Genomic DNA, 22,066 nt, shown 5'->3' on the forward strand with positions numbered 1-22,066 from the left:
GGACGGCGGTCATGAAGTATTTCCGGGGCCAGACCCCGGGTCTTAGGCCGAATTACCGAGCGCCCTGGCCGGACGGCCCCGGTGCCACAAGGGTAATGTCGGTGACCTGAGCATGATCCGCAACGAGGGAAGGGATTCGCAGGTGTTGCTCAAGCTTCTGCGCCCGAAGACCACGGTGTCCGCGCACTGCGACCTGCCGTGCGGCGTCTACGACCCGGCGCAGGCCCGGATCGAGGCCGAGTCGGTCAAGGCGATCGCCGAGAAGTACGCGGCCAACGACGACCCGGAGTTCCGCGCCCGCGCAATCCTGATCAAGGAGCAGCGCTCGCAGCTCGTCAAGGAACACCTGTGGGTCCTGTGGACCGACTACTTCAAGCCGCCGCACTTCGAGAAGTACCCGCAGCTCCACCAGCTCTTCAACGAGGCCACCAAGCTGGCGGGGGCGTCCGGCACCAAGGGCAGCATGGACGTCAAGGTCGCGGACGAACTGCTCGCGAAGATCGCGGAGATCGACAAGATCTTCTGGGAGACCAAGCAGGCCTGACCCGCACCGTCGAGGCCCGACCCCGCTCCGGGGCCGGGCCTCAGCCATGCCGAATTCGATTTTCGGACGGGAAGAACGTTGCCGGGCGCCCCGTGCGCCGGTCATCCTTCTAGGTGGGTGTCCGGGCAAGGTCGTGCCCGGCGCGGACTGCGAACGTGGCGGTGCGTGTGAGCGACGAGATCGAATGCCCGGAGTGCGGCGGAACAGGAGAGGAGCGTCTAGGCTCCCTCCGCCTGTTGTGCGCGTTCTGCCAGGGCCGCAAACAGGTCGGCGGCACAGGCGAGCCACCCGAAGACGAACCACGCGCGGTATGGGAACACCCGGCCGTCAGAGGCTCGGGCCTGTGCCCCCATTGCCTGGGCGCAGGGGTAGTAGTCGCAGGCGGCAACTACACCGAAGCCCCCTGCCCGGTCTGCTCAGGCCGCGGCCGATAATCACCCGCCGCCGCGATCGCGTCCCCGGTCAGCCGGTACACCATCCACTCGTCCTGCGGCCGAGCCCCCATCGCCTCATAGAACGAGATCGCCGGCTCATTCCACGTGAGAACAGACCACTCGACCCGCCCGTACCCCCGCTCATCCGCGATCCGCGCCAACTCGCCCAACAACGCCTTCCCGTACCCGACCCCCCGCACCCCAGGCTCCACATAGAGATCCTCCAGATAGATCCCATGCGTCCCGTTCCAGGTCGAGTACGTGAGAAACCACACAGCGAACCCGACCACACGCCCCTCATGCTCAACGACATGAGCAAACACCTTGGGATCGTCCCCAAAAAGACTCTCCCGCACCTGCTCCTCGGTCGCCTTCACCGACTCCAGGCTGCGCTCATACTCCGCGAGCTCCCGAATCAGCCGCAAAATCTCAGGAACGTCCTCAACCACAGCACCCCGGATCACCACCCCAGGCTATAAGACCCACCCACCCCCAAACCCCACCCGGCGGCCACGCACCCCGCCTCCCATGCAGCCCACCCACCCGCACCGGATCACCAACCAGGACCCGCAGACGCACCAATCAGCACCCCCAGACGCAACAACCCCAGCCACCACAGCAACCACAGCAACCACGCGACAACATGGGGCACTGCGATCGCGTCCGAAGGCAGGTTCAAGCGAAGCGAGAACCTGATCGCGCAGCGAGCCGTAAGGCGAGTCGAAGTCGATGCAGCGATCGCACCGTAGTACGTGGCGGGCGAGGCCCCCCAGGGCCTCGCCCGCCACGTACTACAAATAAACACAGCGCGGCGAAGTCTCGCAGTGGGGCTCTCAGGCGGTAGTTTCGGAAGCAGCGGGACCATCCTGCGAGGGAGTGACGTGACCGAGGAAACCGCTGCAATGCCGACCAGTACGAAGTTGTCCGTCCGCGACGTGGTGACGGTGAAGTTGCCTGCCGCGAGCGCCTACCTGTCCGTCCTGCGGACCGCGACCGCGGGTCTTGCGGCGAGGTTGGACTTCACGCTGGATGAGATAGAGGACTTGCGCATCGCCGTGGACGAGGCGTGCGCGATGCTGCTCGCCCAGGCGCTGCCGGGGACGGACCTGGTGTGCGAGTTCGAGTTGACGGGGGACGCGATGCGCATCTCCGTCTCGGTGCTCACGGTGGACGGTGAGGTGCCGAGCCGCGACACGTTCGCGTGGACGGTGCTGTCGTCGCTGGCGGGCGAGGTGGACGCTCAGGCGGGCGCCGACGACCGGGTCACCGTGACGCTGCAGAAGCGCCGCGGTTCGGCGGGGGTCTCGTGACGGAGAAGACGACGATCGCCGGTGCGGGCAACGAGCGGTCCGACAGCGCGGTGCCGGACCGTGCGCGGGCGCGTGCCTTGTTCGAGCGCCTCGCGGTCCTGCCGGAGGGCGATCCGGAGCGTCAGCGCATCCGCGACGAGCTGGTGGAGTTGCATCTTCCGCTGGTGGAGTATCTCGCCCGCCGGTTCCGTAACCGCGGTGAGTGGCTGGACGATCTCATCCAGGTCGCCACGATCGGTTTGATCAAGTCGATCGACCGGTTCGATCTGGAACGTGGGGTGGAGTTCTCCACGTATGCGACGCCGACGATCGTCGGTGAGATCAAGCGGCATTTCCGCGACAAGGGCTGGGCGGTGCGGGTGCCGCGGCGGCTGCAGGAGTTGAAGCTGTCGCTGACGAAGGCGATCAGTGATCTCGCGCAGCGGGAGGGCCGCGCTCCGACGGTGAGCGAGCTGGCGGCGCATCTGCAGATGAGCGAGGAGGAGGTGTTGGAGGGCCTGGAGTCCGCCAACGCCTATTCCACGGTGTCGTTGGACGCGCCGGACTCGGGTGACGAGGACGCTCCGGCGGTGGCCGATTCGCTCGGGATGGTGGACGAGTCGCTGGAGGGCGTCGAGTACCGCGAGTCGTTGAAGCCGCTGTTGGAGAAGCTTCCGGCGCGGGAGAAGAAGATCCTTCTGCTGCGGTTCTTCGGGAACATGACCCAGTCGCAGATCGCGGCGGAGCTCGGCATCTCGCAGATGCACGTGTCCCGGTTGCTGGCCCGGACGTTGGCGCAGCTCCGGGAGGGGCTCACCGCCGACGAGTAGGGCGCCGGGGTCAGTCCTTGGTGGGCTGTTCCTTGAGGCGGTCCTTGAGGCGCTGCCCGAGGCTGCGGGGTTCGCCGGGGCGTGCCGCGGGCTCGGCGGCCTTCGGGGCCGCTTCGGCGTCGTCTCTGTCCTCACCGTCGTCGCCGTGCTCGGTGTCGTCGTCTTCGTCGTCTTCGAGGAGCCAGGCGGTGCTGGGCGGGCTGAGGACGGCGATGAGGGCGAGGACGGCGACGACGCCCATGGGGATCGCGATTGCGGGTCGTTCGGACTGCCACAGCGACCATGCGATGGGCAGGGCGAACAGTTGGGTGAGGACCGTGGGGGCGCGGCTCCACTGGTCGGCGCGCAGGAGTCCGCGGGCGCAGACGAGCATGCCGAGTCCGCCGGCGAGGGCGAGGACGGTGACGCCGATGGCGCTGGCCGCGTCGACGGCGGCGCCGGTGGCCGTCTCGTAGCCGGTGTAGACGCCGAATCCGATGGCGCCGGCGCCTTCGAGGGCTTCGAGGGCGGCGGCGGCCCGCACGGTGTTGGGACGTTTCGACACAACCCGAAACCCTACTCGCCCGGGGTGGGGCCTCGCGCGGAGGCGAACACGGGGCGAACGCGGGGCGAACGCATTTCGGAACGATCGATACCCTGAACGCCGTGCGCGCGATGCTCATCGCCAACCCCATGGCGACCTCCACCTCCCGGCGGGCCCGTGACATTCTCATCCGGGCGTTCTCCGGTGATCTCGATCTGGTTCTCGCGGAGACGGCCCATCGCGGTCATGCGATGGAGTTGTCCCGGCAGGCGGCGGTGGACGGCTATGACGTCGTGATCACGCTGGGTGGGGACGGCACGGTGAACGAGGCGGTGAACGGGCTGCTCGCGGAGGGGCCGTCGCCGGAGGTGCCGGCGCTCGCGGTGTTGCCGACGGGGAGCACGAACGTGTTCGCCCGGACGCTGGGCCTGCCGGGCGATCCGATCGGCGCGACGAAGGCGGTGCTGGAGGCGCTGCGGGCGGGCCGGTACCGGACGATCGGGCTCGGCACGGCGTCCGATCCGGACGGCGGCGAACGCTTCTTCACGTTCTGTGCGGGCGTCGGGTTCGACGCGGAGGTCGTCCGGGAGGTGGAGCGGCGCCGCGCGGCGGGGGCGACGGCCTACAACTCGTTGTACGTTCGGACGGCGCTCCGGCATTTCTTCTCCGGGACCGATCGCCGGCACCCGGCCCTCACTTTGGAACAACCCGGACGTCCGCCGAAAACTGGACTGTTCCTTGCTTTCATCTCGAATACATCGCCGTGGACTTTCATGGGCCGCCTTCCGGTGAATCCGAGTCCCAAGGCGAACTTCTCCCGGGGTCTGGACGTGTTCGGAATGCGTTCACTGGACGTCGGCGCGACGCTCGGCGCGGTGGCGCAGATGCTGACCGCGCGGCACCGTCCCGTCCTGGGACGACACGTGGTGAACGTGCATGACGCGGCGGAGGTCACATTGCGCGCGGAGCGTCCGATGGCCTTTCAGTTGGACGGCGACTACCTTGGTGAGCAGCGCAGTGTGACGTTCCGGTCGGTCCCGAAGGCGATACGCATCGTCATTTGACTCCGTAAGCCCCGCCAGGTGAGAGCCAAGTAACAGGCCTGACCTCCGGGTGTGACACATGCGACACCCATACTTTGAGAATCCTTTCTCAAAGGTCTTGCGTCGCCCCACACCCCCCTGACACGCTCAAAGTGCGCCCGCCGATGAGAGACCCCAACGCCGTCGGTCTCCGTCTCGCAGCGCCGCCGAACATTCACCCTGGACCTGGCCACCGCCACCCGGGTGTTCGCGACATGTGAAATCGTTCACAAGAGTGGAGTTCCTCCACTACCCGACGAAGGAGTGGACCGCATGGACTGGCGCCACCGCGCAGCCTGCCGTGACGTGGACCCCGAGTTGTTCTTCCCGATCGGCAACACCGGACCCGCGATTCTCCAGATCGAAGAGGCCAAGCAGGTGTGTCGCCGCTGCGACGTGAGCGACGCCTGTCTGCGCTGGGCGCTGGAGTCCGGCCAGGAGTCGGGCGTGTGGGGCGGCATGGGCGAGGACGAACGCCGCGCGTTGCGGCGCCGCGTCTCCCGGGCCCGCGCACGCGTCTGACCGCGCCCCTTTTCGAGGCCACGGCTCAGGTCGTCCCGGGCGGCGGTTGGCGCCGCTGGAACTGCGGGTTGGTGAGGGGCACGTCCACGACCACCTCGGTGCCGCCGCCGGGCCGGGGCCGAAAGTCGAGGCGACCGCCCAACTCCCCGACGATCAGCGTCCGGACGATCTGAAGGCCGAGGCTGGTGGCGCCCTCCACGTCGATGTCCTCCGGAAGGCCGACACCGTCATCGGCGACGATCGTGACGAGCCGGCCGCCTGTGTCGTCCGACCCCGCACTCCCCGCCCCCTCACCGTCAGGCCTCTCACCCGAGGCTTCGCGGTCGGCGGGGCCGTCGCCGTCGCCGTAGCGGTGCGCGACCACTTCGAGGGTCCCGAAACGGTTCGCCAGGCCGTGCTCGAGGGCGTTCTGGAGCAGCTCGGTGAGCGCCATCGCCAACGGTGTGGCGATCTCGGCGGGCAGCACCCCGAAACTGCCGGTCCGCTTCGGGGTGACCTTGGTCTCCGGGGTGGAGACCTCCCCCGCCATCGTGATGACCCGGTCCGCGATGTCGTCGAAGTCGATCAGCTCGTCGGGGGTGTGCGACAGCGTCTCGTGCACGATCGCGATGGATCCGACACGGCGGACCGCCTCGTCCAGCGCCGCCCGTCCCTCCGGGATCTGCAACCGCCGCGCCTGGAGCCGCAGCAGCGCCGCGACCGTCTGCAGGTTGTTCTTCACCCGGTGGTGGATCTCCCGGATGGTGGCGTCCTTGGACAGCAGCTCACGGTCCCGCCACCGCAGTTCGGTGACGTCCCGGCACAGCACGATCGCGCCGATCCGCTCCTCGCTGACGACCAGCGGGATCGTCCGGAGCTGCATGATCGACCCGTGCGCCTCCACCTCGACCTCGCGGGGCGCCCGGCCCGACAGCACGACGCTCAGCGCCTCCTCCCGCGGCTCCCCCGTGTCGCACAGGTCGGCGGTGACCTGCCCGAGCGCCTCCCCGACGAGGTCGGCCGGGTAGCCGAGCCGCCGGTACGCCGACTGCGCGTTCGGGCTGGCGTAGACGACGCGGCCGGAGCGGTCCAACCGCATCAGACCGTCGCCGACGCGCGGCGAGCGGACCATGTTGGGCCCGTCGTCCGACGCGGGGAACGTCCCCTCGCAGATCATCGTCGCGAGGTCGCTGGCGCTCTGTAGATACGTCAGTTCCAACCGGCTCGGGGTCCGGGCGGAGCTGAGGTTCGTGCTCCGCTGGATCACGCCGAGGACCTTGTCGGCGCGGCGCACCGGGATCGACTCCTCCCGGACGGGAATGCCGCTGCCCCACTCGGGGTCGCCCTCCCGGACGATCCGTCCCTCGCGCCACGCCACGTCGATCAGCCCGCGCCGGCCCGTCCGGACGATCTTCCCGACGAGATCCTCCGGGTAGGCGGTCGGCCCGGTCGTCGGCCGCATCTGCGCGATCGCCACCCAGCCCGGCACGCTCGCCCCCGGGTCCGGCGCGGGACGCCGACCGCCGCGGGAGTGCCGGTCGGTGTCCGGCGCGGCCGCGTCCAGCGCGTCCGCCGACCGCAGCGGCACCCAGAGCAGCAGGTCCGCGAACGACAGGTCGGCGAGGAGTTGCCAGTCGGACACCAGCGCGTGCAGCCACTCAAGGTCTTCGGCCGCGAGATCGCTGTGATCGCGGACAAGATCGGTCAAGGTAGGCACGCCACCATCATCGCCGATGGGTTTTGGTGCCCCGGCCCGCACCCCGAATTCCGGCGACCTGGGAGAATTCCCGCATGTTCGCAGCAGGGGATCCGCTGGCCAGGCTTCGTGACGCGGCGGCGCGGCGCGCCGAGGCCGGGCTGCGCCGGACGCTGCGTCCCCGGCACGGCGGCCCCGGCGGGCTCGTGGACCTGGCGTCCAACGACTATCTCGGGCTCGCCGCCGACCCCCGCGTCGTCGAGGGCGCCGTCGCCGCGGCCCGCGCGTGGGGCACCGGCTCGACCGGTTCCCGCCTCGTCACCGGGACGACGGAACTGCACGCCGAACTGGACCGGCGGCTCGCGGCGTTCACCGGCAGCGCAGCCGGGCTCGTGTTCTCCTCCGGCTTCCTCGCCAACCTCGGCGCCGTCACCGCCCTCGCCGGGCCGGGCACGCTCGTGGTGTCCGACCGGGTCAACCACGCCTCGATCGTGGACGCCTGCCGGCTGTCGCGAGCACGGGTCGTGATCGCCCCGCACCGCGACGTCGCCGCCGTCGACAAGGCCCTCGCGGACCGGGACGAGGAGCACGCGGTCGTCGTCACCGACGCCGTGTTCTCCGTGGACGGCGATCTCGCGCCGCTGCGGGCCCTGCACACCGTCGTCCGCACGCACGGCGCGCTGCTGGTCGTCGACGAGGCGCACGCGCTCGGCGTCGTCGGCGACCACGGCCGCGGCGCCGCGCACGCCGCGGGCCTCGCGGGCGAACCCGACGTGATCCTCACCGTCACGCTGTCGAAGTCGCTGGCGGCGCAGGGCGGCGCCGTCCTCGGCGCCGCCGAGGTGATCGACACGCTGGTCGACACCGGCCGGTCGTTCATCTTCGACACCGGCCTCAACCCGCCCGCCGCCGGGGCCGCGCTCGCCGCGCTCGACATCCTCGAGACCGATCCCGGCCTTCCCGTCCGCGCCCGCGGCCGGGCCCGCCGGATCGCGGACCTCGCGGCCGGTTCCGGCCTGGAGACCGCCGACCCGGCCGCGGCCGTCGTCCCGGTGTTCCTCGGCGAACCGCACACCGCCGTCCACGCCGCCGAGATCTGCGCCGAACACGGGCTTCACGTCGGCTGCTTCCGGCCACCGTCCGTCCCCGTGGGCCGCGCGTGCCTGCGTCTCACCGCACGCGCCACACTGGACGAGGCGGACCTCGTCCACCTCCGGGAGGCCCTGGCCAAGATCGCTTGTTCTACCGGCCGTAGTCTTCACACGTAACATCGGGGAAAACCGGTGATGAACGTGAGGAGATGCCGTGACGGAGGTCAGGGGCGGGCCCCGGCACGGGGGCGGATTCGAGCACGGGTACGACCGGGTGTCGCTGGGTGACGTCGGCAAACGCCACCCGAACCAGGCGCCCCGCATTCCCAAGTACTACAAACTCAAAGAGCTTCTGGTCGAGCTGATCCAGTCGCTTCCCCCGGGCAGTCCGCTGCCTCCCGAACGGGCCCTCGCCGAGAAGTACGAGACGTCCCGCACGACCGTCCGCCAGGCCCTCACCGAACTCGTCGTCGAGGGGCGCCTGCAACGCATCCAGGGCAAGGGCACCTTCGTCGCCAAACCGAAGGTGTCGCAGGAACTCCAGCTCGTCAGCTACACCGAGGACATGCGGCACCACGGGCTCCGCCCCGAGACCCGCATCCTGGACGCCGGTTACGTCAGCGCCGACGAACGCCTCGCCACCCTCCTCGCCATCCGTCCCGGCGGCCGTGTCCTGCGCGTCCACCGGCTCCGTCTCGCCGACGGCGAGGCCATGTCGATCGACACCTCGCACCTGCCGGCCCGCCGCTTCCCCGGCCTGCGCCGCGAACTCCCCCGGCACCGCTCCCTGTACGAGACGCTCGCCACCGCCTACGACGTCCACCTCACCGAGGCCGAGGAGACGATCGAGACCGTCCTCGCCACCCCCCACGACGCGCAACTTCTCGGCGTGGACGTCGGCCTCCCCATGCTGCTGCTCTCCCGGCACGCCTTCGACACCACGGGCCAGCCCGTCGAGTGGGCCCAGTCCCTCTACCGGGGCGACCGTTACAAGTTCGTCACCCGCCTCCGGCGCTGACCCCGGCCAGCCACCGCGTCCAGATTTCGACCACAAGTTCGAAGGATCTGGCTACGCTGAGTACAAACCTTCTCTACGATGACCGGGAGCAGATCGTGAGGGAAAGGTCGCAGAACGTGGCGGAGACCCTGGTTTTCAACCTTGACGACCTGTCCGACAACACCTTGTGGGACATGTGGGTGCGCGGCGAAGTGGAGGACCTTCTCGATCTTCCGTACGAAGGTATACGGGTCGAGATCATCGGGGGTCAGATCGTCGTGTCACCGGCACCGACCGTGGCGCATGCAGTGATTCTCACCGACATCAGCACGGCGTTTACGACCGCCCCGTCGAGGGACCGCGACGTCCCATGGGTGCCCACGCAGGTCGTCAACCTGTGGCGAGAGACGGCGGGCAAGTCCGCGATCCCCGATCTCGTCGTTCTGGCGGCGGACGTGCTGGAAGCGGCCGCCAACGCCGACGCTTTCGGGCTGTCGCCCGACGAGGTCGAGATGGTCGTCGAAGTCACCTCGCCCAGCAACTCCGAACAGGACCGCCCACCGACAGGCGGGCGCCGACTGGCGGAACCCAACAAATGGTCCCGCTACGCCCAAGTCGAGATCCCCTACTACCTTCTCGTCGATCGATCACCGAAGGAGGCCAAGACGACCCTCTACTGCATCCCAGACAGATCCACGGGCGCTTACCTACATCGGGAGTCGTGGGAGTTCGGCGAGACGATCCAGTTGCCGGAGCCGTTCAACGTCGAGATCGAGACCAGGCATTGGCAGCCGTGGAAGAAGTAGAGCAGGAAGCAGCGGCCAGGATTCCCCCCATGGCCACGACGGTCGACCAACGGACCAAGATTGTCGTTCATGGCGTGGTCTACCCCAAGGACCCCCGCGACATGACCGCCGAAGAGGTCCGGGAACACCTCTTCCTGCCGGAGGAAGCCGGCATCGAGGTCCTCGATCATCAGGACGAGGGGACCCTTACCGAGGTCGGCATCTCCTGGGCCGAAGGCGTCGACGACAAGACCGTGCTCTACCACCTTCGTCGCATCATCCGGGAGCGGATGATCCATATCGTGTGAACGCGCGGCTGACGGGCCACGTGCTCACCATGAGGGTCACAAGGTCTGGCTGAGGGCCTTGATGGGCATTTTCAGGGTGTTGAGGAGTTCCAGGTCCTTGGCGGCGGGGCGACCGAGGGTGGTGAGGTAGTTGCCGACGATGAGGGCGTTGATGCCGCCGAGCATCCCGTCGCGGGTGCCGAGGTCGCCGAGGGTGAGTTCACGACCGCCCGCGTAGCGGAGGATGGTGCGGGGCAGGGCGAGGCGGAACGCGGCGATCGTCTTCAGCGCCTCGGTGCCCTCGACCAGCGGGAAGTCGGCGAACGGGGTGCCGGGACGCGGGGCGAGGAAGTTCAGCGGAACCTCGTCGGGGTCCAGTTCGGCGAGCTGACCGGCGAACTCGGCGCGCTGCTCGACCGATTCGCCCATGCCGACGATGCCGCCGCAGCACACCTCCATTCCGGCGTCCTTCACCATGCGGAGCGTGTCCCGGCGTTCCTCCCACGTGTGGGTGGTGACGACGTTCGGGAAATGGGAGCGGGCCGTCTCCAGGTTGTGGTTGTAGCGGTGGACGCCCATCGCGGCCAGCTCGTCCACCTGCTTCTGGGTGAGCATTCCGAGCGAACACGCGATGTTGATCTCCACGGCCTCGTTGATGGCGGTGATGCCGTCGCGGACCTGGGCCATCAGCCGTTCGTCGGGGCCGCGGACGGCCGCGACGATGCAGAACTCGGACGCGCCGGTCCGCGCGGTCTCCTTCGCCGCCTCGACCAGGTCCGGGATGTTCAGCCACACCGACCGGACCGGTGACTCGAACCTGCCGGACTGCGAGCAGAAGTGGCAGTCCTCGGGGCAGCCGCCGGTCTTCAGCGACACGATGCCCTCGACCTCGACCTCCGGTCCGCACCACCGCATCCGCACCTCGTGGGCGACGGCGAGCAGGGCCTCCAGCCGGTCGTCGGGGAGGGTGAGGCATTCCAGGGCCTGCTCGGCGGAGAGGCCCGTGCCCTCGTCCAGAACCTGGCGGCGGGCGACGTCGAGGATGTCGGTCACGTGTTACTCCTTGTCGAGGCCGTGACGGTCGCGGAACTCGGCGGGGTCGAACGCGCCGCCGAACGAGGGGGCCAGGCCGCGGTGCGCGGCCAGGAGGAACTCCGCCGGGTCGAGCGCGCCCGCCCCCACGTGCAGGACGCCCGACAGCGGCCGGGCCGCGATGGTCTCCAGGTCGCGGATGTTGCTGCGCATCGCGAGGTCCGGGTCGTCCGGCCACGCGCCGACGACGACGCCCGCGAGTTCGACGCCGCGGTGCGCCATCGCCTCCAGTGTCAGCGCCGTGTGGTTGAGGGTGCCGAGGTCGGGGCGGGTGACGACGACGGCGGCGGCGCCGACCTCGCGCGCCAGGTCGGCGATCGTGGCGCCCTCCTCGTCATAGCGGACGAGGAGACCGCCCGCGCCCTCGACCAGCACCAGCCGACGGTCGGCGGACAGGTCCCGGACGTGGTTCGCCGCGTCCGCCAGCCGGACGGGCGCGGCACCGGCGCGCCGGGCCGCCGCGGCGGGCGACAGCGGGTCGGGGAAACGGGCGAGTTCGTGCACGTCGTCGACGGCGGCGAGGCGTCGCACCTCGTCCACGTCACCGGGCTCCCCGTCGCCGACACCGGTCTGGCCGGGTTTGACGACCGCGACGGACGCGCCCCGCGCGGCGGCGACCGCCGCCAGTGCCGCGGTGACGACGGTCTTGCCGACACCCGTACACGTCCCGGTCACCACGAGCACACTCACAAGGCGGCACACTAGCGCGGGCCCGGCACGGCCACGACGCCCGCATCCCCTCCCCCGGCGGAACCACGCGGAACCGGGCGGCGCGGTCAGGCGTCCAAGGGTCATGGCCGGTTCACACACACGCTCCCACCGGGTGCCGGCGTTCGCCGCCGTGGCCGTCGCGACCTGCGCGGCGCTGACCTCCTGCGGCGACGGCTCCGAGACGGCCGGGCCGTCACCGTCGTCCACCGCACCCGCCACGTCCGCCACGGCGCCCCCGACCGGGTCCCCCGCCGAGGACTCCCCCGCCGAAGAGAGACTCGTCCTGCGCTGGCGCGAGACCGGCGGCATCGCCGGGCTCGGCGGCCCCGGCAGCATCCCGGAGTTCTCCCTGTACTCCACCGGACGCGCGGTCGTGTCGTCCGGCCCGCCGCAGTACGCGCTGACGGAGTACCGGCTCAAGCCGGAGGCGCTCCAGCGGCTCCTCGACGAGGCCCGCGACGCCGGTCTGAGCCGCTCCCACACCGTGGGCTCCGACCAGATCATGGACGCGATCATCGCCGAGATCACGATGGGCGACGCCACGACCCGCGTCATCCAGCCAGGGTCCGAGTCCGCGACCGCCCCGGAGGCGAGGTTCCTCAAGCGCCTCGACCCACGTGTCTGGCCCGCGTCCGACCAGGCCGCACCGCCCAAGCCGTACCGGCCGGAGAAGACGGCCGTCCTCGCGGGCGAGACCAGCGGCGGCGCCAAGGTCAAGAACTGGCCCCTCGCCCCGCTCGGCAGGGGCGAGGAGGCGGCGGGCGCCCGCTGCACGGTCGTCCCGGCGTCGAAGCTCCCCGCCACCGCGCCCGACACCGTCTGGCGCAGCGAGGGCAAGACGTACTCCGTGCGGCTCCGCCCGCTCCTGCCCGCCGAGTCCACCTGTCAGGACGTCATCTAGATCTCGCTCCCGCCGGGTGGATTCACGCGAGACGGTTGTTCATGCATACACTTTCCTGTGCACATGGGAAGTGATGACATAGGAGAAATGTCGTATTCGGACGGTGCGGTGGTCGTCCGGGCGGCGCGGGTGGACGAGTACGACCTCATCGGCGATCTGACCGTGGAGGTCTATGTCGGCGGCGGGCTGATGTCGCCCGCGTCGCCCTACATAAGCAAGCTCCGGGACACCGCGAGCCGCGCCGCCGAGTCTGAGCTGCTCGTCGCCGAGATCGGCGGCAAGATCGGCGGGGCCGTGACCTACTGCCCGCCGGGCAGCCCCTACGCGGCGCTGGCCGGGCCGGACGAGGCGGAGTTCCGGATGCTCGCCGTCCTGGACGAGGCGCGCGGCCACGGCCTCGGACGTGCCCTGGTGTGGGCGTGCGCGGATCGGGCACGCGCGGCCGGACTCACCGCGCTGCGCCTGTCGACCCAGCGGAACATGACGCAGGCGCATCGAATGTACGAAGGCATGGGATTCGTCCGCACCCCCGACCGCGACTGGGAAGTAGAGCCAGGGGTCAACCTCTTGACCTACGCGCTAAAGCTCTAGGGGCCTGTCAGGAACGTCGGGCCACCGCGCGAGCGCGTTACCTGGTCGAGGAGGCGACGCCGAAGGCGAGCCTCCTTGACCAGATCGCGAAGCGATGCAGCGCTCGCACAATCACGAGCAGGGTTGCGAGCCGCCAGGCGAGCAGCCCTGATCGAGATTGAATGAACAGGTGCAGTGGGCTGTCCAGGTCAGTGGGCTGACTTGGACGATCATGCGGCGGCGGCATTGGGGGCAGTAGCGGGGCGGTTCCAATTCGCGGGCGGCGCGGCAGGCGGTGTGGTCCGTGCTCGCGGTGGGTTCTCCGCAGCGGTCGCAGAAGGGGTGGTTCTGCGGGTCGGTCATCGGTGGCCGTTCATGCGTTCCGCGATGGCGGTGTCGTAGGTTCCGGCCGCGAATTCGGGGTGGTCGAGGAGTGCGCTCAGGAAGGGCAGGTTCGTGCGTGGGCCCTCGATGCGGAACGCGTCGAGGGCGGCGCGGGCTCGGCGCAGGGCGTGGGCGCGGTCGTCGCCGTGGACGGACAGCTTCGCGAGCAGCGAGTCGTAGTGCGGGGTGACGGTGTTGCCCTCGGCGTATCCGGCGTCGATGCGGATGCCGTCGCCGACGGGCTCCTCCCACACCTTGATCTCCTCCGTGGAGGGGGCGGGCGGGTGTTCGGCGTGGACGCGGAACTCGATGGCGTGGCCCCGCGGGGCCGCGTTCGGGAAGGAGACGGGTTCGCCTGCGGCGACGCGGAACTGCTGTTCGACGAGGTCGATTCCGGTGACGAGTTCGGTGATCGGGTGCTCGGTCGTGAGGCGGGTGTTCATCTCCAGGAAGTAGTACTCCTGCGCGGCGGGGTCGACGAGGAACTCCACGGTGCCGGCGCCCCGGTGCCCGACCGTCTCGGCGGCGTGGACGGCGGCGGCGAGCATCCGTTCGCGCAGCGGCGCGGCGACACCGGGCGACGGGGTCTCCCCCGCCATCTTCTGGCTGCCGAGCTGGACGGAGCAGTCGCGGTCGCCGAGCGCGACGACGGCGCCGTCGGCGAGGCCGAGGATCTGCACCTCGACGTGCCGGGCGCCCGCCACATACCGTTCGAGCAGGATGTCGCCCTGCCCGAAGACGCGTTCGGCGTCGGCGCGGGCCCTGGCGTACGCGGCGCGCAGCGTCGTCTCGTCATGGGCGGCGGCGAGACCGACGCCGCCCGCGCCGGCGGCGGGCTTCACCATCACCGGGTAGCCGATGCGCTCGGCCTCCTCGACGGCGGTCCCGACGTCGGGGACGGGCTCCCACACGCCGGGGGCGACGGGAAGGCCCGCCTCCTTCATCAGGTTCCGGGCGTTGATCTTGTCGCTCATCCGGGCGACGGTGAGCGGCGGCGGACCGATCCAGACGAGGCCGCGGTCGACGACGGCGCGGGCGAACTCGGCGTGCTCGGCGAGATATCCGCAGCCGGGGTGGACGGCCTGCGCGTTCGTGCGGTGCGCGGCCTCCAGGATCGCGGGCACGTTCAGATAGCTGCGGGCGGGGTCGGCGGGGCCGATGAGGATGGCCTCGTCCGCCTCGGCCACGTACGGCAGGTCGGCGTCGGCGTCCGCGTACACGGCGATGGCCTTGACGCCCATCGCGCGGGCGGTGTGGACGATCCGGCCGGCGATCTCGCCGCGGTTCGCCACGAGCACGGACTCGAACACCTGCGGACCCCCTCGCGGTCTTCGGGGCCGGGCGGCCCCGCCCCGGCCGAGACTAGCGGTTTCCGGGGCGCGGTGGTGCCGCGGTTCCGGGTCGTCCGCCCGGCACGGACGGCGGGGACCGTGTCCCCGCCGTCCGTTCTCCCGGTCAGGTGCCGACCGTCCGCGCGATCGAGGGCGGAACCTCGGCGTAGGAGTCGAACTCCATGACGAACATGCCTCGGCCCGACGTCATGCCGCGCAGGTCGCCGACATAGCCGAACATCTCCGACAGCGGCACCAGGGCGCGGACGATCCGGGCCCCGGCGCGCTCGGCGGTCCCCTCGACCCGGCCGCGGCGCCGGTTCAGGTCGCCGATCACCGAGCCCAGATGGTCGTCGGGGACGGTGACCTCGACGGCCATGACCGGTTCGAGCAGCACCGGGGACGCGCGGCGGACGGCCTCCTTGAACGCCATCGAACCGGCGACCTTGAAGGCGAGTTCGGACGAGTCGACCGGGTGGAAGTCGCCGTCGAGCAGGGTGACCCGCACGCCGGTCATCTCGTGTCCGGTGAGGACGCCCATGAGCATCGCCTCCTGGCAGCCCGCGTCCACGGACGGGACGAACTCCCTCGGGATCCGCCCGCCGGTGACCTTGTTGACGAACTCGTACCCGTCCTCGATCGGCTCGACGGCGATCCGGACCTTCGCGTACTGGCCCTTGCCGCCGTCCTGCTTGCGGTGCAGGTGGTCGACATCGCGCACCGGCCGCCGGATCGTCTCGCGGTAGGCGACACGGGGACGGCCGACCCTGGCGTCGACCTGGAACTCCTCCTTCATCCGGTCGATGAGGATCTCCAGGTGGAGTTCGCCCATACCGCCGATGACGGTCTGCCCGCCGTCCTCGCGGACCTGGAACGACGGGTCCTCCTCCGCCAGCCGCCGGAGGGCGACGCCCAGCCTGTCCAGGTCGCCCTTCGACGTCGGCTCGACCGCGACCTCGATGACCGGGGCAGGGAAGTCCATCGACTCCAGGATCACCGGATGGTCGGCGTCGCACAGCGTCTCACCGGTCGTGGTCCGTTTCAGGCCCATGACCGCGACGATGTCGCCCGCGCCCGCCGACTCGATCTCCTCCCGGTCACCCGCGTGCACCCGGTAGATCTTGCCGATGCGCTCCTTGCGCGCCTTGACGCTGTTCAGCACCGAGGCGCCGGACACCAGCCGTCCGGAGTAGATCCGGACGAAGGTGAGCCGCCCGAGGAAACGATCGGTCATGATCTTGAAGGCGAGCGCGGACAGCGGCGCGTCGTCGTCCGGCACGCCGTGCGCGGCATCGACGTCCAGCGGCGACGGCAGATACCGGACGACGGCGTCCAGCAGCGGCTGGACGCCCTTGTTCCGGTACGCGCTGCCGCAGAACACGGGTGTCACCACGGATGCGACCGTCAGCCGCCGGATCGCCGCGTGCAACTGCTCCGGCGACGGTTCCGTGCCGCCGAGGAACAGGTCCATGAGCTCCTCGTCGTGCTCGGCGACCGTCTCGACCAGCGCGGCCCGCCACCGCCGGGCGTCCTCGGCCAGGTCTGCCGGGACGTCGACGACCGTGTGCCGGTCGTCCGGCCAGACGTGCGCCCGCCCGGACACCAGGTCGACGACGCCCTCGAACCCGGCCTCGGCCCCGATCGGAAGCTGCATGACCAGCGGAACGGCGCCGAGCCGTTCCCGGATCATGCCGACGCAGCGGTGGAGGTCGGCGCCGGCGCGGTCCATCTTGTTGACGAAGCAGATCCGCGGCACCCCGTACCGGTCGGCCTGCCGCCACACCGTCTCCGACTGCGGTTCGACGCCCGCGACGCCGTCGAACACCGTCACCGCGCCGTCGAGGACGCGCAGACATCGTTCGACCTCGACGGTGAAGTCGACATGTCCGGGCGTGTCGATCAGGTTGACGGTGTGCTCGGTGCCGTCGACCGTCCAATGGCAGGTCGTGGCGGCGGACGTGATCGTGATGCCGCGGTCGCGTTCCTGTTTCAGGAAGTCCAGCGCGGCGGCGCCGTCGTGCACCTCACCGATGCGGCGCGAGACGCCGGTGAAGAACAGGATGCGCTCGGCGGTCGTCGTCTTCCCGGCGTCGATGTGCGCCATGATCCCGGTGTTGCGGACGGTGGTGAGGCTGCGAACCGTGGTTGTCATCGGGGATCTCCTTTCCTCTCTGATGACGACCGCCGCAAAACAAGATCGTTCCTGCGGCAGCCTGCACCGTAACCGCGCGGAATGTGCGGGCGCGAAGGGTTTTCCGAGGAGGAGGCCGCTACGGCGCGGTCCGTTCAGATGGAGTCGACCCGCTGGACGAGGCCCCACACGAAATGCGCCACGTAGGTGGCGTCGGAGATGTGGAACGTGGTGTGCCAGCGGCTCGGGGCCTCGCCGTCCTGGTGGGCGACGGATCCGAAGCGCGCGTCGACGTCACCGACGACGCATGACCAGGGTGTGATGTCGGCGACCGTGTCCAGCCGCGGGACCGGAACGCCGTCGTCGCGGACGAGCCACTCGTGCGCGACGGAGCCGTCCAACCCCGTCATGATCTCGAAGCGCAGGCCGGGCCACAGCGGGAACGGCGGCCACCATGCGACCTCGCACGTCACCGACGGGCCGGCCGGGCGCCGTTCGACGGCGGCGGGCGGGCCGAGGACGGCCTCGTAGCGGCGCCGCCCGGGGGGAAACGTCCGGGATCGGACGATGCGCTGCCACCGGGCGTTGACCTCCCGCATCTCGGTGCGGGACGCGTCCAGCTCGCCCATCGCGTTCTCGACGAGGCCCGGCTGGTAGTCGGCCATCCGGCGGAGCAGGACGAGCTGGAACTCCCGCCGCGCGAGACCTTTCACCTGCCCCTCACCCGCCGACTCACCAGTCGTCGTCGATGAGGTCGTGCGCGCCCTCGGGCTCGCCGGTGAGGGGTTCCTCGGGGTCGTAGTCGGACGGCCGGGGACGCTCCGGCCCGTCCGTCCCGACACGGACCACGTACTCGACGCGGATGACGCGGAAGCGGCGTCCGAGGACGGTCACCTCGGTGCGTCGCGTCCCGTCGCGGAGCAGGTCGGCCGCGTGCCGGTACTCGGCGAGCACGTCCGGGGACGACGGCAGCATCATCGGCACGATCGTGTCGAAGTAGGTGGCCAGATGGTCGCGGACGGACGCGGGGCTGTGCAGGAACGGGCCGTGCGGCGGCCACGTCCCGTTCTCCCGCTCGGCGGCGGTGAACCGGACGGCGAGCCGGGCGATGCCCGGGTGGGTGACGAGCGCCCGGCGGGCGTCGCGGGTCACCTCGGACGGGACGAGCGGCCCGTCGGGGACCGTCTCCCACCGTTCGCCGAGCAGCTCCGGCGACCCGGGCGCGTACGCGGGCGGCAGCAGCCCGTGGTCGAACCGGCGGGCGTCGCGGCGGGTGCGCGGCTCCGGCAGGTCGTCGGGGTCGGTGGGCCGCGGCTGTTCGGGACCGTCCACGCCGAAACGGCAGAACCGGTCGGCGCGGACGACGCGGAACACGCGCCCGGCGACGGTGAGTTCGTCGGGACGGCCGCGTTCGAGGAACGCCGCGCCCTCCCGGTACTGCGGGCGGTGCGCGTCGGGCGTCCCGGGGTTCCGGGCCATGTTCCGGAACCACCACGCCAGGGAGTCGCGGGCGTCCTGCGGTGTCATCCGCTCCATCCCGGACATCATCCATCCGTTCGCGACGCGTTCCATCACCCCGTACGTCGGGCCGTACCAGAGCACGAGCGGATGGGTTCGCCGCGCCCGTACCTCCGCGCGCCGCGCCGACGTCGCCGCGCCCGACAGGCAGTGCGGCAGATCGCCGGCGAGTGCCGCGCCATCGCTTCCGGTCATACGTCCATCGTCACAGGCGCGGCCCCTCGGCGCTCGCAAATCCCCGAACCGGATTCAGCCGAAGCGTTCGCGGAGGGCGGGAAGCAGGTCGGCCTCCGCCCAGGTTCGGAAGTCTTTCTGGTGGTCGGGGCCGGATTGGCAGAACGCGATGTGGGTGAAGCCCGCGTCCGCCCACTGCTGGACGGCCCGTAGATAGTCGTCCACGTCGTTCCCGCACGGCACCGACGCGGCGACGTCCTCCGGTCGGACGGTCTCCGTCGCGGCCTCGAAGTTCCCCGGGCCGGGCAGCTCGGCCATCACCTTCCAGCCGGGCGCCGAGAACTTCCAGTAGCGGTGTGCGCGGCGCACGCACTCGTCGTGGTCGTCGCCGTACGCGACGGGAATCTGCCCGTACACGGGTCGGTCTGCGCCGCCCTCGCCGTGGAAGAGGTCGACGACGTCCTTGACGGGCTGGTCGGAGATCAGCAGGTCGGCGTGCCGGGCCGCGAGCCGGCCGGCGCGCGTGCCGTAGGCGGCCATCCCGATCCGGACGGGCTGGTCCGGCAGGTCGTACAGCTTCGCCGAGTCGACGGTGAAGTGCCGGCCCCGGTAGTTGACGTACTCGCCGCCGAACAGGGCCCTGATGATCTCGACGGCCTCCTCGAACATCTCGTGGCGGACGTCCACCGAGGGCCAGCCGCGGCCGACGACGTGCTCGTTGAGGTTCTCGCCCGAGCCGAGGCCGAGGGTGAACCGGCCGTCCGACAGCACGCCCATCGTGGCGGCCTTCTGCGCCACCACGGCGGGGTGGTACCGCATGATGGGGCAGGTCACGAACGTCATCAGCGGGATGCGGTGGGTGGCCTGCGCCAGCGCGCCGAGGACCGACCAGGCGTAGGCGGAGTGGCCCTGGTCCTCCAGCCAGGGGAAGTAGTGGTCGGAGATGACCGAGTACTCGAACCCGGCCTCCTCCGCCTCGACGAGGTCGGCGACGAGTTGCCTGGGCGGTGTCTGCTCGCACAGCAGCGTGTATCCGAATTCCATGCGGGATCGCCTACCCCGTCCGCACGACGATTCACGGCTCGGCTCCGCCGCAGGCCACCCCCTTCTTGGCCACTGTCTGTCACATCTGATATACGTAGAGCTACCCCGCTCCGATCTGGTGCGGGGGCAGAGACATCCGGTCCCCACCGAGGGATTCCGGGCGTGACAAGGGAGACGAGAACCACATGAAGTCTTTCAGCTACAGCGAACTGGACAAGCTGGCCGGCGAGGTTCTGCCGGAGCGCGCGGTGCTGTCCACCCTCCTCGCAGGTGGCGGCGGCAACGGCGGCGGCGACACGGTCGTCTCCAGCTCCTGCTCCAGCAACAACAACCAGCCGCAGATGGGCCTCCTCAGCCTGTTCACCACGGCTCCTGCGGGCAACTCGCAGATCTGCACCACGACCAACACCGCGATCAACGGCTGACCTCAGGTCTGACGTAGCGGGCCGCGGCCCGCACGGGAAGGGCTGGCGTATTCCCGCCAGCCCTTCCTCCCTGTTCCCGCACAAAGAAAGTGGTCACATGAGCCCCAAGCACCCGCAGAGCCTCACCTACGCCGATCTCGACCGGCTCGACGCCGAGGTGCTGCCGCAGCGCCTGGCGATGTCCGCCCTCCGCGGCGACGGCCATGGCACCACCGTGGTCGCCTACGCCTGTTCGGCCAGCTACTCGGCCGGCACCACGGGCCTGCTCGGCACCGGCCTGTTCGCCCAGCCCGCCTACTCCTCGATGACCTGCATGCCCGCCACCGTGGTCACCAAGGACTGATGGGCACGCCCGCGACACCGGCCGTGGGCGGCGCGGAGCCTCCCACGGCTCTCACGCTGCCCACGCTGGTCGACGGCGCGGAGTTCGTCGGCGAGTTCAAGAACTCGGGCTACCGGGAGCCGCCGCAGCTCGTCCGGTTGCCCTCCGGCCGGCTCGTCCGGCTGCCACCGCTGCTGTTCCTCGTCGTCAAGGCCCTGCACGAGCACCGCGACCTCGCCGACACCGACGTCGCGCAGGCCCTCGACCGGGTGGCCGACACGGTCAGCGCGCGGGCCGGGGCGCGACTGACCGCCGAGCAGATCGTCTACCTCACCGACCAGAAGCTCGCCCCACTCGGCGTCACGACCTACAGCGACGGCACACCGCCGCCGGACACCAAGAACGACCCTTTCCTGGCGTTGCGGTGGAAGGTCGCGGTCTTCCCCTCGTCGTTCAGCTCGTTCGTCGGCGGGCTCTTCTCCTGGCTGTTCCGGCCCGTGGTGCTGGCGGTGATGCTCGCCTCTTTCGTGACCGCCGAGGTGTGGGTGCTCACCAGCCGGTCGGTGGTGAGCGCGCTCTCGGCCCTGATCCTCAACCCGGTGAGCATCCTGCTGGTCATGGGCCTCGGCATCGCGTCGGTGGCGTTCCACGAGGTGGGGCATGCCGCGGCCTGCCGGTACGGCGGGGTCCGGCCCGGCGTCATGGGCTGCGGCATCTACCTGGTGTGGCCCGCGTTCTACACCGACATCAGCGAGTCGTACCGGCTCGGCCGGGGCGGACGGCTGCGCGCCGACCTCGCGGGCGTCTACTTCAACGCGATCTTCGTCGTGGGGTTGACGGTGGCGTACCTGCAGACGGGCTTCGAGCCGCTGCTCGTCGCCGTCCTGTACGTCAACCTGGAGATGGTCCAGCAGTTGCTGCCGACACTGCGGTTCGACGGCTACTACATCATGTCGGACCTGATCGGCATTCCCGACCTGTTCAAGTACATCGGGCCGATCCTGCGCCGGACGCTGCTGCGGCGTCCCGCCGACGCGCGGCTCGACGACCTGAAACGCTGGCCGCAGATCTTCGTCACCGTGTGGGTGCTGACCGTGATCCCGGTGCTGCTGTTCCAGCTCGGTCTCATCATCAGCCAGATCCCCCACCTGGTCGCCAAGGACTGGTGGATGATGCGGCGGCTCGCGACCGAGGCCGCGCAGGGGGCCGGGGTGCTCGATCTGGTCACCTCGGGAATGCAGATCATTTTGCTGGTGCTGCCGCTGGCCGGTGTGGCGCTGATCCTCTACGGGGTGGCCGCCGGGCTGGTGCGGTGGGCCGTCCGGTACGTGCGCGGTTCCGCGCCGGAACCGATGCCGCACGCCTGAGAACACCGCGTCCGGAACGCGCCGCGCGCCGGGCCCC

At 70.2% G+C, this 22,066-nt stretch carries 25 protein-coding genes; 14 read left to right on the top strand and 11 right to left on the bottom strand.

The window, feature by feature from the left end; all coding sequences use genetic code 11:
• Positions 1 to 142: 142 nt before the first annotated feature.
• Positions 143 to 544 carry a superoxide dismutase, Ni gene (gene sodN / locus BZB76_RS22215; protein ID WP_199487475.1) on the top strand — a complete coding sequence of 134 codons (402 nt, stop codon included), beginning with the start codon at positions 143 to 145 and terminating at the stop codon, positions 542 to 544.
• 388 nt (positions 545 to 932) lie between these two features.
• Here sodN and BZB76_RS22220 read toward each other — a convergent pair whose 3' ends face one another.
• Positions 933 to 1,442 carry a GNAT family N-acetyltransferase gene (locus BZB76_RS22220; protein ID WP_121436853.1) on the bottom strand — a complete coding sequence of 170 codons (510 nt, stop codon included), beginning with the start codon at positions 1,440 to 1,442 and terminating at the stop codon, positions 933 to 935.
• Between the two features lie 417 nt (positions 1,443 to 1,859).
• On the opposite strand from BZB76_RS22220, the gene BZB76_RS22225 reads away from it, so the two are divergent.
• Positions 1,860 to 2,288: an ATP-binding protein gene (locus BZB76_RS22225; RefSeq protein ID WP_117400345.1), complete on the top strand. Its 429-nt coding sequence runs from the start codon at positions 1,860 to 1,862 to the stop codon at positions 2,286 to 2,288.
• A gap of 50 nt (positions 2,289 to 2,338) precedes the next feature.
• Positions 2,339 to 3,097, top strand: a complete 759-nt coding sequence (locus BZB76_RS22230; protein WP_117400477.1) for an RNA polymerase sigma factor SigF — start codon at positions 2,339 to 2,341, stop codon at positions 3,095 to 3,097.
• A gap of 10 nt (positions 3,098 to 3,107) precedes the next feature.
• Here the strand turns inward: BZB76_RS22230 and BZB76_RS22235 are convergent, their stop codons facing one another.
• Complete coding sequence (locus tag BZB76_RS22235; RefSeq protein WP_211343132.1) at positions 3,108 to 3,641, bottom strand: hypothetical protein; 534 nt, start codon at positions 3,639 to 3,641, stop codon at positions 3,108 to 3,110.
• 110 nt (positions 3,642 to 3,751) lie between these two features.
• Here BZB76_RS22235 and BZB76_RS22240 point away from each other — a divergent pair, with 110 nt between their 5' ends.
• Positions 3,752 to 4,684, top strand: coding sequence for a diacylglycerol/lipid kinase family protein (locus BZB76_RS22240; RefSeq protein WP_337959770.1), 933 nt, complete (start codon positions 3,752 to 3,754; stop codon positions 4,682 to 4,684).
• Between the two features lie 291 nt (positions 4,685 to 4,975).
• Positions 4,976 to 5,224: a WhiB family transcriptional regulator gene (locus BZB76_RS22245; protein ID WP_121436367.1), complete on the top strand. Its 249-nt coding sequence runs from the start codon at positions 4,976 to 4,978 to the stop codon at positions 5,222 to 5,224.
• 25 nt (positions 5,225 to 5,249) lie between these two features.
• Here BZB76_RS22245 and BZB76_RS22250 read toward each other — a convergent pair whose 3' ends face one another.
• Entirely contained in the window at positions 5,250 to 6,920 is a 1,671-nt protein-coding gene (locus BZB76_RS22250; RefSeq protein ID WP_121436368.1) for a sensor histidine kinase, read from the bottom strand.
• A gap of 74 nt (positions 6,921 to 6,994) precedes the next feature.
• On the opposite strand from BZB76_RS22250, the gene BZB76_RS22255 reads away from it, so the two are divergent.
• The 4 genes from BZB76_RS22255 to BZB76_RS22270 all read left to right on the top strand — a co-directional run bounded on the left by BZB76_RS22255 (position 6,995) and on the right by BZB76_RS22270 (position 10,080).
• Positions 6,995 to 8,167 (top strand): 8-amino-7-oxononanoate synthase, encoded by a 1,173-nt coding sequence (locus BZB76_RS22255; RefSeq protein ID WP_121436369.1) that lies wholly within the window; start codon positions 6,995 to 6,997, stop codon positions 8,165 to 8,167.
• A 97-nt stretch (positions 8,168 to 8,264) separates the two neighbouring features.
• Positions 8,265 to 9,008, top strand: a complete 744-nt coding sequence (locus tag BZB76_RS22260) for a GntR family transcriptional regulator (RefSeq protein WP_121436854.1) — start codon at positions 8,265 to 8,267, stop codon at positions 9,006 to 9,008.
• A 95-nt stretch (positions 9,009 to 9,103) separates the two neighbouring features.
• Complete coding sequence (locus tag BZB76_RS22265) at positions 9,104 to 9,793, top strand: Uma2 family endonuclease (protein WP_147449494.1); 690 nt, start codon at positions 9,104 to 9,106, stop codon at positions 9,791 to 9,793.
• A gap of 29 nt (positions 9,794 to 9,822) precedes the next feature.
• Positions 9,823 to 10,080, top strand: coding sequence for a hypothetical protein (locus BZB76_RS22270; RefSeq protein ID WP_121436371.1), 258 nt, complete (start codon positions 9,823 to 9,825; stop codon positions 10,078 to 10,080).
• A gap of 36 nt (positions 10,081 to 10,116) precedes the next feature.
• Here the strand turns inward: BZB76_RS22270 and bioB are convergent, their stop codons facing one another.
• Both bioB and bioD read right to left on the bottom strand, forming a co-directional pair.
• Entirely contained in the window at positions 10,117 to 11,112 is a 996-nt protein-coding gene (bioB, locus tag BZB76_RS22275; protein ID WP_121436372.1) for a biotin synthase BioB, read from the bottom strand.
• Positions 11,113 to 11,115: 3 nt separating this feature from the next.
• The gene (gene bioD, locus BZB76_RS22280) at positions 11,116 to 11,841 is read right to left on the bottom strand and encodes a dethiobiotin synthase (protein WP_170180707.1); all 726 of its coding nucleotides are present in this window, start codon (positions 11,839 to 11,841) and stop codon (positions 11,116 to 11,118) included.
• A gap of 133 nt (positions 11,842 to 11,974) precedes the next feature.
• On the opposite strand from bioD, the gene BZB76_RS22285 reads away from it, so the two are divergent.
• Complete coding sequence (locus BZB76_RS22285; RefSeq protein WP_147449495.1) at positions 11,975 to 12,763, top strand: hypothetical protein; 789 nt, start codon at positions 11,975 to 11,977, stop codon at positions 12,761 to 12,763.
• An 87-nt stretch (positions 12,764 to 12,850) separates the two neighbouring features.
• Positions 12,851 to 13,354: a GNAT family N-acetyltransferase gene (locus BZB76_RS22290; RefSeq protein WP_121436375.1), complete on the top strand. Its 504-nt coding sequence runs from the start codon at positions 12,851 to 12,853 to the stop codon at positions 13,352 to 13,354.
• A gap of 111 nt (positions 13,355 to 13,465) precedes the next feature.
• Here BZB76_RS22290 and bsaP read toward each other — a convergent pair whose 3' ends face one another.
• From bsaP to BZB76_RS22320, 6 genes are all read right to left on the bottom strand, one after another.
• Positions 13,466 to 13,696 carry a biotin synthase auxiliary protein BsaP gene (gene bsaP / locus BZB76_RS36835; protein WP_121436376.1) on the bottom strand — a complete coding sequence of 77 codons (231 nt, stop codon included), beginning with the start codon at positions 13,694 to 13,696 and terminating at the stop codon, positions 13,466 to 13,468.
• Positions 13,693 to 15,027 carry an acetyl-CoA carboxylase biotin carboxylase subunit gene (locus tag BZB76_RS22300; RefSeq protein ID WP_121436377.1) on the bottom strand — a complete coding sequence of 445 codons (1,335 nt, stop codon included), beginning with the start codon at positions 15,025 to 15,027 and terminating at the stop codon, positions 13,693 to 13,695. The genes bsaP and BZB76_RS22300 overlap by 4 nt, the downstream gene beginning before the upstream one ends.
• Positions 15,028 to 15,172: 145 nt before the next feature.
• Complete coding sequence (gene fusA / locus BZB76_RS22305; protein WP_121436378.1) at positions 15,173 to 17,200, bottom strand: elongation factor G; 2,028 nt, start codon at positions 17,198 to 17,200, stop codon at positions 15,173 to 15,175.
• A 134-nt stretch (positions 17,201 to 17,334) separates the two neighbouring features.
• Entirely contained in the window at positions 17,335 to 17,892 is a 558-nt protein-coding gene (locus BZB76_RS22310; RefSeq protein WP_211343133.1) for a hypothetical protein, read from the bottom strand.
• 19 nt (positions 17,893 to 17,911) lie between these two features.
• Entirely contained in the window at positions 17,912 to 18,892 is a 981-nt protein-coding gene (locus BZB76_RS22315; protein ID WP_121436379.1) for a DUF5954 family protein, read from the bottom strand.
• A 54-nt stretch (positions 18,893 to 18,946) separates the two neighbouring features.
• Positions 18,947 to 19,915, bottom strand: a complete 969-nt coding sequence (locus BZB76_RS22320; RefSeq protein ID WP_121436380.1) for a TIGR03557 family F420-dependent LLM class oxidoreductase — start codon at positions 19,913 to 19,915, stop codon at positions 18,947 to 18,949.
• Between the two features lie 185 nt (positions 19,916 to 20,100).
• Between BZB76_RS22320 and BZB76_RS22325 the strand changes: the two genes are divergently transcribed.
• The 3 genes from BZB76_RS22325 to BZB76_RS22335 all read left to right on the top strand — a co-directional run bounded on the left by BZB76_RS22325 (position 20,101) and on the right by BZB76_RS22335 (position 22,029).
• The gene (locus BZB76_RS22325; protein ID WP_121436381.1) at positions 20,101 to 20,340 is read left to right on the top strand and encodes a hypothetical protein; all 240 of its coding nucleotides are present in this window, start codon (positions 20,101 to 20,103) and stop codon (positions 20,338 to 20,340) included.
• Between the two features lie 97 nt (positions 20,341 to 20,437).
• Positions 20,438 to 20,683: a hypothetical protein gene (locus tag BZB76_RS22330; RefSeq protein ID WP_121436382.1), complete on the top strand. Its 246-nt coding sequence runs from the start codon at positions 20,438 to 20,440 to the stop codon at positions 20,681 to 20,683.
• On the top strand, positions 20,683 to 22,029 hold the full coding sequence (locus tag BZB76_RS22335) for a hypothetical protein (RefSeq protein WP_121436383.1): 1,347 nt from the start codon (positions 20,683 to 20,685) through the stop codon (positions 22,027 to 22,029). Before BZB76_RS22330 ends, BZB76_RS22335 begins: the two co-directional genes overlap by 1 nt.
• The last annotated feature ends 37 nt before the right edge of the window (positions 22,030 to 22,066 follow it).

Origin of the sequence: Actinomadura pelletieri DSM 43383, assembly GCF_003634705.1 — a bacterium.
GTDB lineage: Bacteria > Actinomycetota > Actinomycetes > Streptosporangiales > Streptosporangiaceae > Spirillospora > Spirillospora pelletieri.